Annotated in this window: 12 protein-coding genes, 2 tRNA genes, 1 rRNA gene and 1 riboswitch; of the genes, 2 read left to right on the forward strand and 13 right to left on the reverse strand. The window is 44.2% G+C overall.

Annotated features, from left to right (window positions below; all coding sequences use genetic code 11):
• Window positions 1-139: 139 nt before the first annotated feature.
• The 3 genes from ACQVGS_RS18925 to ACQVGS_RS18935 all read right to left on the reverse strand — a co-directional run bounded on the left by ACQVGS_RS18925 (window position 140) and on the right by ACQVGS_RS18935 (window position 2,021).
• Window positions 140-1,689 (reverse strand): 16S ribosomal RNA (locus ACQVGS_RS18925).
• A 168-nt stretch (window positions 1,690-1,857) separates the two neighbouring features.
• Window positions 1,858-1,931 (reverse strand) — tRNA-Gly (locus ACQVGS_RS18930).
• 13 nt (window positions 1,932-1,944) lie between these two features.
• Window positions 1,945-2,021: transfer RNA gene (locus ACQVGS_RS18935), tRNA-Arg, on the reverse strand.
• 335 nt (window positions 2,022-2,356) lie between these two features.
• On the opposite strand from ACQVGS_RS18935, the gene ACQVGS_RS18940 reads away from it, so the two are divergent.
• Window positions 2,357-3,211: a manganese catalase family protein gene (locus ACQVGS_RS18940; protein ID WP_024120402.1), complete on the forward strand. Its 855-nt coding sequence runs from the start codon at window positions 2,357-2,359 to the stop codon at window positions 3,209-3,211.
• A gap of 57 nt (window positions 3,212-3,268) precedes the next feature.
• On the opposite strand, the gene gmuG is transcribed toward ACQVGS_RS18940, so the two are convergent.
• The 8 genes from gmuG to ACQVGS_RS18980 form a co-directional block, all read right to left on the reverse strand.
• Complete coding sequence (gmuG, locus tag ACQVGS_RS18945) at window positions 3,269-4,357, reverse strand: mannan endo-1,4-beta-mannosidase (RefSeq protein ID WP_024120401.1); 1,089 nt, start codon at window positions 4,355-4,357, stop codon at window positions 3,269-3,271.
• A 19-nt stretch (window positions 4,358-4,376) separates the two neighbouring features.
• Entirely contained in the window at window positions 4,377-5,324 is a 948-nt protein-coding gene (gene manA / locus ACQVGS_RS18950; RefSeq protein WP_106020835.1) for a mannose-6-phosphate isomerase, class I, read from the reverse strand.
• Entirely contained in the window at window positions 5,321-6,220 is a 900-nt protein-coding gene (locus tag ACQVGS_RS18955; RefSeq protein WP_491830379.1) for an ROK family protein, read from the reverse strand. Before ACQVGS_RS18955 ends, manA begins: the two co-directional genes overlap by 4 nt.
• A 28-nt stretch (window positions 6,221-6,248) precedes the next feature.
• Window positions 6,249-6,962, reverse strand: a complete 714-nt coding sequence (gene gmuR, locus ACQVGS_RS18960; RefSeq protein WP_106020837.1) for a transcriptional regulator GmuR — start codon at window positions 6,960-6,962, stop codon at window positions 6,249-6,251.
• Between the two features lie 156 nt (window positions 6,963-7,118).
• Window positions 7,119-8,516: a glycoside hydrolase family 1 protein gene (locus tag ACQVGS_RS18965; RefSeq protein ID WP_106020839.1), complete on the reverse strand. Its 1,398-nt coding sequence runs from the start codon at window positions 8,514-8,516 to the stop codon at window positions 7,119-7,121.
• Between the two features lie 18 nt (window positions 8,517-8,534).
• On the reverse strand, window positions 8,535-9,860 hold the full coding sequence (celB, locus tag ACQVGS_RS18970) for a PTS cellobiose transporter subunit IIC (RefSeq protein WP_106020841.1): 1,326 nt from the start codon (window positions 9,858-9,860) through the stop codon (window positions 8,535-8,537).
• A gap of 17 nt (window positions 9,861-9,877) precedes the next feature.
• On the reverse strand, window positions 9,878-10,210 hold the full coding sequence (locus ACQVGS_RS18975; protein WP_024120395.1) for a PTS sugar transporter subunit IIA: 333 nt from the start codon (window positions 10,208-10,210) through the stop codon (window positions 9,878-9,880).
• The gene (locus ACQVGS_RS18980) at window positions 10,210-10,521 is read right to left on the reverse strand and encodes a PTS sugar transporter subunit IIB (RefSeq protein ID WP_024120394.1); all 312 of its coding nucleotides are present in this window, start codon (window positions 10,519-10,521) and stop codon (window positions 10,210-10,212) included. Before ACQVGS_RS18980 ends, ACQVGS_RS18975 begins: the two co-directional genes overlap by 1 nt.
• Window positions 10,522-10,699: 178 nt before the next feature.
• A riboswitch (purine riboswitch) is annotated at window positions 10,700-10,799 on the forward strand.
• Between the two features lie 54 nt (window positions 10,800-10,853).
• Between ACQVGS_RS18980 and pbuE the strand changes: the two genes are divergently transcribed.
• The gene (gene pbuE, locus ACQVGS_RS18985) at window positions 10,854-12,020 is read left to right on the forward strand and encodes a purine transporter PbuE (RefSeq protein WP_151174784.1); all 1,167 of its coding nucleotides are present in this window, start codon (window positions 10,854-10,856) and stop codon (window positions 12,018-12,020) included.
• A gap of 15 nt (window positions 12,021-12,035) precedes the next feature.
• Here the strand turns inward: pbuE and ACQVGS_RS18990 are convergent, their stop codons facing one another.
• Window positions 12,036-12,653, reverse strand: a complete 618-nt coding sequence (locus ACQVGS_RS18990) for a YdhK family protein (protein WP_101861420.1) — start codon at window positions 12,651-12,653, stop codon at window positions 12,036-12,038.
• Between the two features lie 143 nt (window positions 12,654-12,796).
• On the reverse strand, window positions 12,797-13,774 hold the full coding sequence (locus tag ACQVGS_RS18995; protein WP_106020845.1) for an HD domain-containing protein: 978 nt from the start codon (window positions 13,772-13,774) through the stop codon (window positions 12,797-12,799).
• Window positions 13,775-13,914 lie beyond the last annotated feature (140 nt).

The raw sequence follows: 13,914 nt of genomic DNA on the forward strand, positions 1-13,914 counted from the left end.
GTTACTAATTGAATGTGATGTCTACTGTTATCTAGTTTTCAAAGAACACGTTTCGAAGGAATGATCCTTCAAAACTAAACAAGACAGGGAACGTTCTGTTTATAAGACCCAAGGTCTTATATTCCGTAAATATCCTTAGAAAGGAGGTGATCCAGCCGCACCTTCCGATACGGCTACCTTGTTACGACTTCACCCCAATCATCTGTCCCACCTTCGGCGGCTGGCTCCATAAAGGTTACCTCACCGACTTCGGGTGTTACAAACTCTCGTGGTGTGACGGGCGGTGTGTACAAGGCCCGGGAACGTATTCACCGCGGCATGCTGATCCGCGATTACTAGCGATTCCAGCTTCACGCAGTCGAGTTGCAGACTGCGATCCGAACTGAGAACAGATTTGTGGGATTGGCTTAACCTCGCGGTTTCGCTGCCCTTTGTTCTGTCCATTGTAGCACGTGTGTAGCCCAGGTCATAAGGGGCATGATGATTTGACGTCATCCCCACCTTCCTCCGGTTTGTCACCGGCAGTCACCTTAGAGTGCCCAACTGAATGCTGGCAACTAAGATCAAGGGTTGCGCTCGTTGCGGGACTTAACCCAACATCTCACGACACGAGCTGACGACAACCATGCACCACCTGTCACTCTGCCCCCGAAGGGGACGTCCTATCTCTAGGATTGTCAGAGGATGTCAAGACCTGGTAAGGTTCTTCGCGTTGCTTCGAATTAAACCACATGCTCCACCGCTTGTGCGGGCCCCCGTCAATTCCTTTGAGTTTCAGTCTTGCGACCGTACTCCCCAGGCGGAGTGCTTAATGCGTTAGCTGCAGCACTAAGGGGCGGAAACCCCCTAACACTTAGCACTCATCGTTTACGGCGTGGACTACCAGGGTATCTAATCCTGTTCGCTCCCCACGCTTTCGCTCCTCAGCGTCAGTTACAGACCAGAGAGTCGCCTTCGCCACTGGTGTTCCTCCACATCTCTACGCATTTCACCGCTACACGTGGAATTCCACTCTCCTCTTCTGCACTCAAGTTCCCCAGTTTCCAATGACCCTCCCCGGTTGAGCCGGGGGCTTTCACATCAGACTTAAGGAACCGCCTGCGAGCCCTTTACGCCCAATAATTCCGGACAACGCTTGCCACCTACGTATTACCGCGGCTGCTGGCACGTAGTTAGCCGTGGCTTTCTGGTTAGGTACCGTCAAGGTGCCGCCCTATTCGAACGGTACTTGTTCTTCCCTAACAACAGAGCTTTACGATCCGAAAACCTTCATCACTCACGCGGCGTTGCTCCGTCAGACTTTCGTCCATTGCGGAAGATTCCCTACTGCTGCCTCCCGTAGGAGTCTGGGCCGTGTCTCAGTCCCAGTGTGGCCGATCACCCTCTCAGGTCGGCTACGCATCGTTGCCTTGGTGAGCCGTTACCTCACCAACTAGCTAATGCGCCGCGGGTCCATCTGTAAGTGGTAGCCGAAGCCACCTTTTATGTTTGAACCATGCGGTTCAAACAAGCATCCGGTATTAGCCCCGGTTTCCCGGAGTTATCCCAGTCTTACAGGCAGGTTACCCACGTGTTACTCACCCGTCCGCCGCTAACATCAGGGAGCAAGCTCCCATCTGTCCGCTCGACTTGCATGTATTAGGCACGCCGCCAGCGTTCGTCCTGAGCCAGGATCAAACTCTCCGATAAATGGATCGCAGATTAAGTTCACCACATCCTGTGGCAACATCTGCGTGATCTGCATCGTGCAGACCTCAGTTTGACTGACTACGCACATCGCTGTGCGATTTATAATAAAACTTGAATTAACAGGTACGTTTTGTCTTGTTTAGTTTTCAAAGATCATTCAAGAAATAATGGAGCGGGTGATGAGAATCGAACTCACGACATCAGCTTGGAAGGCTGAGGTTTTACCACTAAACTACACCCGCATGTATATTATATTGGCGCGCCCGAGAGGAGTCGAACCCCTAACCTTTTGATCCGTAGTCAAACGCTCTATCCAATTGAGCTACGGGCGCTTATCGAGCGACTTAACTATCATACTATTAATTGATGTTAAAGTCAAGATGTTTTTTCGAATGTTTTTTCAAATCTTTTTGATTCGACTTTATCTATTATACACATTCTGAAGTGTTTGTAAACACCTTCGAAAAACTTTTTTGTTTTTCATTTTGTTCTGTGCTGTTCATCAGCGACGTTTAATAATATACCATGTGTTTTTTTATCGGTCAACACTTTTCTATGTTTTTGTTTCATTTTTCTCATTTTCTTTTCAGCTGTTGGTTAGTCCGTATAGTTTATCTGATTGTACAGATGATATAAAAAACAAAATAAATAAGAAAAGAGGCGTGCTATGTTTTACTACAAAGAAGAACTAATCAATATCATTAAACCCGATAAGCCAGATCCGGCCGCAGCTAAAGTACTGCAGGAAATATTAGGCGGACATTACGGAGAAATGCGTACAATGATGCAATATTTCTTTCAAAGCTCCAATTTCAGAGGAAAGCAGAAACAATATCGTGATTTGCTGCGCGGCATCTTTTTAGAAGAAATTGCCCATGTAGAGCTTGTGCAAAATACAATCAATGCCTTGTTGGATGAATCAGGCGGTGCTGGAGTCGGCAGCCAGGGTATAGATCACGCCCCCCTCGATGAAGCAGTTAAACATGCTAACCCTCATCATTACATTATTGGCGCACAGAGTTCACTCCCGGTTGATGCGGGCGGCAATCCTTGGAACGCATCCTGGGTTTATAATCACGGAAACTTAATCACTGACCTGTTGGATAACTTGTTGCTTGAGTCTACTGGCGTTCTCCAAAAAACAAGAATTTATGAAATGAGCTCTAATCAGACGTTCCGGGAAACACTCGCTTTTCTTATTGTTCGTGACAATGCTCATCAAAATGCTTTCGCTAAAGCGCTTGAGACTTTGGGTGTTGACTGGGCTAAGCTTTTTCCAGTACCGAATTACGACATTAATAAATATCCAGAGTGCAGAAAGTATGTTGAATTAGGCTACCATAATGTACAGTTTAACTTTAGATTAGATGAAACAAGAATTGCAGAGATCTTTCAAGGGAAATCTCCAAGCAGAAATGGCGGCGAGCTGCAAGTAACTGAACCTCCGGCTGGATTTCCTGTTCCGGTTCTTCCGGAAATGCCGAATGAACATAGTCCCGGCTTAGGGGATATGAACGCCTGATGAGCAAAAGGTTCTCAAGGATATCCTTGAGAACCTTTTATTAATGTAAAACGTTTTTTATTCAACTATAGGTGTTAGCGTATCACCGTTCCATACTTCTCCCTTATTTAATGTCCAGCTATCATTGTAGAGAGCAGAAGCGCCTCTGTTCACAGCCGGGCTCCATTCATCATTCCAGGCCAGAAAATAAGTGGTTTTAGGGTATTTTTGTTTTATCGCACTCATAAACAGGCTGTAATCAAAGCTGCCGTTTGCTGTTTGCGGACCAACTTCTGTGAAGGCAAATGGTTTATTAAGTGCTGTCAGCTGGTCGTATCCGCTTATCGAATATGGATCTTGAAAGTATGCATCTAACCCAACTATATCTACGTATGAAGCTCCAGGGTAAAAATCTGTTTTAAAATCTCGATTAGCGTCGGGAGAGTAAACCCACAATAAATGATCCAATCCTCTTTCGTCAGTCATATAATGATAGATTTTGATGTAGAGCTGTTTATATAAGTAGATTCTTTCATCATCCTTTTGATTATATGACGTAAGGCCCCACCAAAACCACTCGCCGTTCATCTCATGCAGCGGCCTGAACAGAACGGGCACGCCTTGCTTTTCCAGCTCTTGAAGTCCGTCAGCAATTTTGCTGAGCATGGCGTTCAGCCGCTTCCCCTCTGTTGTAGAAGAGTCTAACAGTTTTTTATACTGATCGTTGGTAATCGGTGTTTTATAGTGTCCTGACTGATAAGCAGGATTCGCTAGATGCAGACTGATCTGCGGAATCCCTCCGCTTTTCCAATACGAAATTAAATCACTGTTGCAGCTTACGTCTATAGAATCTTCAATGTTTGAGGTTTCAAGCCATCCCCTCGCGTAATCACAGCCGTAAATGGCAGGTGATTGTCCGGCTGAGCTTCGGATTCTTTCTGCTTCGGCCATGGAGAATGTGTCATGACTGTAACCGCCAAACGCACCGGAAAGCACTCTGTTTTCAGAACGATTCGGCAGGTGGGCGAGCCAATTCATCAGATCTTTTGTTGTCTGCTGTGCTTTAGGATTAACAGGTGACACAGTATGTGCTTGGATCGGCTCAGCCAAAACGGCAGGCGCAAATAAAAATAAGATGAACAAACAGATGATAGGTTTCTTTAACACAGAAATTCCTCCGTTCTTATTAAGGATGAGATATGACCAGCTCGCAAGTTCCTTCTATTGAAAACTCGCCAAAATGGGCAGGCAAAATAAAGTGTGAGCCTTTATTGCATTCATACTGCACACCGTTGTTTTCTATTATCCCTGAGCCTTCGACAACACTGCATAGCAAATAGGTTTGAGGAGAAGGAAAAACCGGCTTGCCGCTGACATTCCATTTGTAAACTGAGAAATAATCTGACTGAACATAAGACGTAATCACGGCATCCTTCATTTCTTTCACCGCCGGTATTGGTTCAGAATCCGCATGCGGTATGTTTACGACTTCCATAGCTTTTTCTATATGGAGATCCCTTTTTTGGCCATGGTCATTACAGCGATCATAATCGTATACTCGATATGTGGTATCAGAATTTTGCTGAATTTCAAGGACGAGGGTGCCCTCACACAATGCATGCAGCGTGCCGCTTGGAACATAAAAGAAATCTCCTGGCTTTATGTTGATGCGCCTAAGCAGTCCGTTCCAATCACCGCTTTCTATAAGCTGTTTGAATTCTTCCTTCGTGCTTGCGTGATGTCCCAAAATTAGTTCCGCGCCTTCTTGGCAATCAATAATATACCAGCACTCTGTTTTTCCGAGGTCTCCGTTTTCGTGCACCATGGCATAATGATCATCAGGATGCACTTGTACGGAGAGGTCCATGTTGGCATCGAGTACTTTCACCAGTAACGGAAACACGCTTCTTTGCGGAAAGCCGAAAAACTCCGGGCATTCTTTCCACACTTGATCTAGTGTTTTTCCTGCCAACCGGCCATTTTGAACAGTCGATGATCCATTGGCATGGGCCGAGACAGCCCAGCATTCACCAGTTTTTTCTGAAGGGATGCTATAGCCGAATCTATCACGAAGCGCTGTGCCGCCCCATATCCTTTCTTTAAAAATCGGCTCTAAAAATAAAGGATGCTTCATGATGGAACCTCCCCGGATGCTTCTTCTGCTTTTAATGCCTGATCGGCTAAAACAAACGTTCCGATGATTCCGGCATTTCTGCCTAAATGGGGAGCTACAATAAACTCATTTATACTTTCTGATAATTCGGAAAAATTAAAGTAGCTTTTCATTATTTTAGGTACATATTGATATATATAAGGGAACAGCTGACTCTGATTCATGACGCCGCCGCCAAGAATCATTTTTTTTGGTGCCAGGATGAGGATATATTGTGCCAGCGCCTGCGCAATGTAATATCCTTCAAGTTCCCAGACCTCATTAACATGTGATAAATCTGCGGCCTTTTTTCCCCATCGTGACTCTATAGCAGGACCGGAAGCCAGACCCTCGAAGCAATCCTTATGATAAGGGCACTTTCCTTGATACGTGTCATCCGGATGGCGGCGAATATAGATATGGCCCATTTCAGGATGTGACAATCCTTGCAGAAGCCGCCCTTCTATAATCGCGCCTGCACCAATGCCAGTGCCGACCGTGATATATAAGCAGCTGTCGAAGTCTTTAGCTGCGCCGAAAAGAGATTCACCGAGCGCCGCAGCGTTTACATCCGTACTGAATCCGACAGGAATATTCATTTCTTCTTTTATTGTTTTCAAGAATGGATAGTGCCTCCAGCCTGGTTTAGGCGTGGCAGTAATGGTTCCATATGTTTTACTGTTTACATCTAAATCAACGGGACCAAAGGAGCCGATGCCGATTGCCTGTAGCGAGAATTGGCGAAAATATTGAATGACTTTCTCTATCGTTTCATCCGGCATCGCTGTTGGTATCTCTATTCTGTCAATGATCGTTCCATCTTCTGTTCCGACGGCACATACAAATTTTGTGCCGCCTGCTTCAATACCGCCAAGCATGCAGATGGCCTCCTTGTTATCTCCGCGATCAGCGCCTTACATTTACCGAAGTGACGACAAATTTGTCATGCCGATGACGTGAAAAGGAATATTCAAATGGAATACCGATATCTAAAAAGCCCACGTGCTCAACTTCAAGAATGGGATCATCCTGTTTGCAGCCCAGATGCTGCTGATCCATCTCATCAGATTTACAGGCTCTGATTTTCCGGTGCGTTCCGGCAATCTTTAGCTGAAGCCCGTTTGTAATGTGTTCATAAATAGAGTGGTGCAGCACCTCATCATTAATGCCGGGTATTAAGTGTGTCGGCATATATGTTTTTTCCAATACATATGGCTCGCCTTCCACAATCCGCAGCCGTACAACATAATAAACCGGCGTTTTCTGATCAATTGATAAATGGGCAGCCACTTCCTCAGTGGGAAATTGCACCTCGAACTGAATGACCTTGCTTTTGATTTTTTTGTCTTTTAACAAATTGGTCAGTCCGAGGATTTCATTGCTGACGACATGGACATGTTCATCCTGTATCGCAGATTGGATGATAAAGGTTCCGTGACCGCGTTTTCTGAATAACAGTCCTTCAGCAACTAAATTATCTAGAGCTCTTTTCATCGTCATGCGGCTTGAATTGAACTCTTTTGCAAGAGATACTTCATCGGGAATCGGCTGATCGATGGGATATACATTATTTTTGATTCGTTTTCTCATTTCATTTGCAATGATTTCGTATTTATTCATTGGTATCCTCCGGCAGCTGTAAAAGTAAAAATTTTGATATCGAATAAACTTCTTTACGGATATCATAAGTTCTTTTCCCTGTTTCATCAACGTTATGGCTATTTGTTGTTTCTGTTAGAAATTTTGACCGCCGGAAGACCTTTTAGCTATAGCAACCTAAAAAACATTTTTCTCAGCAAGCTTTTTGAACCATTTTCCGCTCTTTTTGACGGTTCTTTCTCCGTCTTTCTTCAGATTGACTGAAACAAATCCGTATCGGTTTTTATAAGCGTTTGTCCATGACCAATTGTCCATAAACGTCCATAAGTGATAGCCTTTTACGTTTGAACCTTCCTGTATAGCGCGGTGAATCCATTTTAAGTGCTCTTTGATAAATTCAATTCGATAGTCATCTTGAATCATACCCTGCTCGTCTCTGAAACGCTCTTCCCCTTCAACCCCCATGCCGTTTTCAGAAATAAAGCACTCGATATTCCCGTAATTTTCTTTTAAATTGATCAGGATATCATAAACGCCTTTTTCGTAAATCTCCCAGCCTCGGTGGGGATTCATTTTGCGGCCCGGCATGACGTAAGGATCGAAATACCTGTCAGGCAAAAACGGCGCATCCGGATTTGGCAGGTGCTCTTTGGCTTTTACACGTCTCGGCTGATAATAATTCACACCTAATAAGTCAACCGTATGCTGTTTAATGATCTCAAGATCCTCTTTCTCATATTCAGGCATAAAGCCTTCAGTTTTTAAAATGTCTATGAGTTCTTTTGGAAACTCGCCTTTTACAGAAGGGTCTAAAAAAGATCGGTTAAAGAACGCATCTGCTATTTCACCCGCTTTTACATCCGCCGGGTGGCTGCTTCTCGGATAGGATGGGGTTAAATTTAAGATGATGCCGATTTTTCCATCCTGCTTCATCTCTCTGTAAGTCCGAATGGCCCGGGCGCTCGATAACATGGTGTGAAACCCGACTTGAACGGCTTCTTTAAAATCTACCTTGTTCGGATAATGAAAATCATATAAATATCCGCCTTCTACCGGTACGATCGGCTCGTTATGCGTGAACCATTTTTTCACGCGATCGCCAAACAAACGAAAGCACGTTCCCGCATAGTTTTCATAAGCATCCACCGTTTCTCTGTTTGCCCAGCCGCCGATGTTTTGAAGTTCCATCGGCATATCGAAATGAAACAAATTGACAAAGGGTTCAATTCCATTAGCTATGAACTCATCAATGACGCTGTTATAAAAGTCCGCTGCTTTAGGGTTGATCTCGCCTGTTCCGCCCGGTATTAAACGTGACCATGAAATCGACATACGGAACGAGTTGTGGCCAAGCTCCTTCATCAGCCTGATATCCTCTTTATAGTTATCGTAAAATTGCGATGTGGATGCAGGCCCTACATGATCAAAAAAGCGATGAGGCTCTTTTTCAAACCAGTAATCCCAAATATTCTTCCCTTTTCCGTCTCGATCGGAGGCACCCTCCGTTTGTGTCGCTGAAGCGGATGATCCCCACCAAAAATCTTTTGGAAAACGATACTGTTCTGTTTGAGTCAAGTTCTCTCTCTCCTTCTGTCACATTTTGATGCTGTTATCATTTTGCTTTGCTGTTTCCTGAACAGCCTGTTCCTTTTCTTTTGCGAGATTTAATTTATCCATTGCTTTTAGGAACGGAAACCATATCACGAAGACAATTAATAGATTAACAAGCTGCATGACGCCACCCATGATTGAGTTCGTCGCCATAATGCCATTAATGAATAATGGAACCGTCCACGGCACCGTCACACCGGTCGGCGGCGGAACGAGCCCTGCTGACATGGCCAGATAGGTGACGAGCGTAACAACCATCGGTGCCAGCACCCAAGGCACGATAATGATTGGATTCATCACAATCGGCAGTCCGAAGATAATCGGTTCGTTTACGTTAAAAATCCCTGGAGCAAGGCCGAGTTTTGATACTTGCTTCATCTGCCTGCTTTTCATGAATATAAGAATCGTAAATACAATCGCCAGCGTCATCCCGGTTCCGCCCATCCCCACTGTATAAATCTCCATAAACGGTTTTGAGATGATGTGCGGCACTTCTTTCCCCGCTGTGTAGGCTGCCAGGTTTTCCACCTGAAGTGTATTCCAAATCGGGTCCATCACAGAGTTGATAATGATTTGCCCATGCAATCCGAAAAACCAAAGAATTTGAATAAAAAATACAGCAATCAGCGTCGGAATGATACCGCTTCCAAGTCCGACAAGCGGAGCCTGAATCGCATGATAAATGACATCATGCATGTTGGTTTTGAAAAGCTGGGTGACCAGAACGTTAATCAGCAAAAACACAGTCAGTGTGATAAAAGCCGGAATAAGTGCGGCAAATGATTTTGCTACAGCCGGCGGAACCCCGGCAGGCATTTTGATCGTCAGATTTTTCTGAACGATTCTTCTGTAGATTTCACCAGAAAGAAATGCCGTGATCATACCCAGAAACATTCCTTTGGCACCGAGGCGGTCTACCGGAATGACTCCGGTTATGGCATCTCCTGTTTCCGGCTGAACGATAAAAGGCGTCAGCAGCAAAAAGGAAACCAAAGCGATCGCACCGCCAAACACAGCTTCAACCTGATAGCTTTTTGAGAGATAATAGCCTATACCAAACACGACGAAGACAGACATAATCCCCATGGTCGCCGTAGACGCAATGCCAAAATTGGACTGAAACGATGTGAGCATTGAAGCATTCATGATTTTATTTAAAAACGGCAGGTTCGTTAACACCACAAAAATGGACCCGAATATCGTAAGCGGGAAGGCCAGCATAAACGCATCGCGCAACACCTGCAAATAACGGTTATTATTTAACCTCCCTGCAATTGGAACAAGGAATTGGCTGATTTTCTCGAACACCCTATCCACCCCGATTTTTATATATTCTTTGTTTTAAAGATGCCAAGCAGCTCTTTTACCAATTCTTTCATGGTCAATGTTGACATCAGATGATCTTCCGCGTGCATAAGCAGCAATGAGAAATTGGCTGCCTCGCCGCTTGATTCTTTCTGTATCATTTGAAAGTGAATGTCATGGGCTGCAGATAGAGCATCCTCAGCCTGGGCAATAAGGGCATCTGCCTCCCCCCTGTTTCCTTCCTTGTAGGCACGCAGTGATTGAATGATGCAGCTGCGGGCATTGCCGCTGTGGAGAATAAGCTGAAAGCTGATTTGTTCGTCTGTTAAATCGGTGATTTTTATCTGCTCCATCATTGTTGCCCCATTAATGACAAAGCCTGTTCATAAGCTTTTTTGCCATCAGCCATTCCGTAAGCCATCATGTCAATGACCTCAACCCGAATGTTGTATTGGTCGGCTTCTTTTTGCAGTTCGCTTTTCAGAAAGCTCATTTGCGGGCCGATTAAAACCGCATCTGCCTTTTGCATATCTTCTTTCGCTTTATCCTGGCCGACTGCCCAGATCTCCGCTTCCTCTCCGATGGATTGCGCGTATTCTTTCATTTTTGTCACCAACAAACTGGTGGACATTCCCGAACTGCACGCCAGTAAAATTTTCTTCAATGGATGACCCCCCTCTTATATTTAAAACGCTTACAAAATTTATTATAGTCATTTAATTTTAATTGTCTATACTTTTATAAAAATAAATATATTCATATTTTTCGATTCAACTATTTATCAAATTTTTCTATGGAAGATTCGCTCACAATATGTTAAACTCATCCTCGGAAACTAAATCAATTCAATAGCTATTTTTACTTGTATAACCTCAATAATATGGATTGAGGGTGTCTACCAGGAACCGTAAAATCCTGATTACAAAAATTGTGTATCACTTTTTTTGTAATCAGGATTTTTTTATTTGTCAAAAAATTTATGTAAAGGAGTTTGTTATGAATTTTAAAGTTTTTCTGCTTGCAGCTTCTACGATTGCAGTCGGATTGGTTGAGTTAATTGTGGGTGGGATTCTTCCTCAAATCGCAAATGATTTACACATTTCCATTGTTTCGGCCGGACAGCTGATCAGTGTGTTTGCGCTGGGATATGCTGTTTCAGGGCCGCTGCTTTTGGCAATGACCGCGAGGGTTGAACGGAAGCGTTTATATTTAATTGCGTTATTTGTTTTCTTTTTAAGTAACCTTGTCGCCTATTTCAGCCCTAACTTTGCGATGCTGATGGTATCAAGGGTATTGGCGGCGATGAGCACAGGACTGATTGTGGTCCTTTCCTTGACAATTGCGCCGAAAATTGTGGCGCCTGAATACAGAGCCCGCGCAATCGGCATCATTTTTATGGGATTCAGTTCTGCCATCGCATTAGGTGTGCCGCTTGGCATATTGATCAGCGATTCCTTCGGATGGCGCATTTTGTTCCTTGGCATCGGCCTGTTGGCGCTGATCTCCATGCTGATTATTTCAATCTTCTTTGAAAGAATACCAGCGGAGAAAATGATTCCTTTCCGGGAACAACTCAAGACAGTCGGTAATCTGAAAATCGCGAGTTCACACCTCGTCACGATGTTTACATTAGCTGGCCATTACACGCTTTACGCTTACTTTGCGCCGTTTTTAGAAGAGACTCTTCACCTGAGCTCTTTCTGGGTCAGCATTTGTTATTTCCTTTTCGGGATATCTGCTGTATGCGGAGGTCCTTTCGGAGGAGCGCTATCTGACCGGCTTGGTTCCTTTAAGAGCATTTTGCTGGTGACCGGTTCCTTTGCCATCATTATGTTCTTACTGCCGCTGTCTACATCGTCTATGATTTTCTTTTTGCCTGTTATGGTGATTTGGGGTCTTCTGAGCTGGAGCCTCGCCCCGGCTCAGCAAAGCTATTTAATTGAAATTGCACCTGATTCGTCTGACATTCAGCAAAGCTTTAACACGTCGGCCCTCCAAGTCGGAATTGCCCTTGGCTCAGCCATTGGCGGTGTTGTTTTGGATCAGACGGGTACTGTGGTGTCAACAGCATGGTGCGGCGGGTCGATTGTGATCATCGCTGTCCTGTTTGCTCTAATTTCTTTAACAAGACCTGTTCAGACAGCAAAAAAATCCTCCTTGTAAAAGGAGGATTTTTTATTATTTAGCTGAAAGCTCATCTTCGGTGACCCATTTGTGGTTTTTCACTTTTTCTCCGCTTGTTTTCGATGTATAGTCCACCATGTATACCGTTGTTTTTTCTGCAGAGTCGATTTCAGCAGTTGCTCCCTTCATGCCTTTCATGTGAGAGGCCTCTAAGATCGCCTGATCTCCGGGGTTGAGGGGTTTATCTCCTGCATCTTTTATCTCTTCTTGGATCACCCATTTGTGATGATCAACTCGCTGTCCTCCGGTTGTCGGTGTATAAGAAACAACATATGCCGTAGTATCGTATGCGCCTGTAACTGTTGCTTCGGCGCCCTTCATACCTTTCATATGAGAAGCATTGATGATGACCTGGCTGCCTATCTTATATTTAGGATGTTTCGATTCCGTTAATCCCTCTGGAACTTCAGCAGATCCGGAATGATCCATTTCTTCGTGTGAGCCGGAGTCCGAATGACTTTCATGAGTGCTTTCTTTTTTGCTATCGCTATTGCCGCATGCTGATAAAACAAAAATAAGTGACATCAATAAAATTCCAAGTGCCTTTTTCGAAATCTTCATGTTCATTCTCCTTTGCTTCATTTTTTGGTGTGAACCACATCTGCCTGTCATACATGATCTTTTCAATAATACTGTACCCCCGAACGGTATGTAAATGCGCTGATATTCTCATAAAATATGCTGCTGTTTGTCCTATTCCCCGTGATCCGCAGAATAAAACGCGGTGGATAAAAGCCGCGGTTGCGCGGCTTCGGTTAGTTTTCGATTACTTTGATATACACGCCTTTTTTTGCTTTCTGATAAGCGGTCTCTCCCATTTTTCTGATGTTTTCAGATACTGATGAGGATGTGATCCATTCATTATGATGGAAAACAGAAGGGTCGATGAGACGCATTTTCTTTTTTCGATGAAAATCGTAATGAATGTCATCCTCTTTTACTTGTATGTGAGGATGTATTTTTTCAAGCAGTCTCCGTACTTCTTCATTTTCTGATGAATGCAGGATGTCTAACACCTCTTGGTCTGTTTTCAGCAAATCTTCGGCAGCGATGACATTGTGCTGCAGCGCAGCCTTCAGCGTTCGCGTTAAGTATTCATATCCATATACATTCACTGGGTGCATAAAGAAATCGATTACTTCCTTGTAATACACTCGCACGAACCATTCGGCTGTTCCGATACTATCTGGAAACACCCTTCCGTTTCTCACAATGAGGCGATCTAAAAAGATTTCTGCTTCGCGGAGCGTGATCTGTCCATATTGATACATGTCACGCAGCGTGTAGTCTATGCGATCAGCACACAGCTCCGGTGCGGGCTGTTCGAGCAGTGTCCATCTTGTATCATTTAATAAAAGATCGTCGGCATCATAACCGTGTTTTTTTAGAATTCCAGGGATCTCGGACTGGCCAATGACTTGTTGAAAAATGTTTTCATGATAATCTTCCGCTTCATTTTCAAATACAAAATCGATTACATGAGAAAATGCTGTGTGCGACACATCGTGGAGAAGACCCGCGATCTGCTCTTCTATGGTTCCCCCCAGCCTTTTGATTAGAAGCATAACGCCAATGGAGTGCTCATACCGGGTCACATTCCACTTTGGATTGACTAAAAAGCTGGCGCCGCCTTGATAAACCCCTTTTAATCTTTGCACGGGTGAGCTTTTTATGAGTTCTTCCAGTACTCCGTCTATTTGATGCCTGCCGTATAGCACATCGTTTATTTCCATACTGTCACCTCAACATCTATTCTCTTCTTCGGGTGCATTGCCGGTCACATGTTTTCCTTTAATATCCCCTCAGTAAGAAATATTACCTCTAGCAAACTCGATTTCTTTTTGAGTTCTATATCAAGGGATTGATTGACATC

This window comes from Bacillus sp. SD127 (assembly GCF_058566445.1).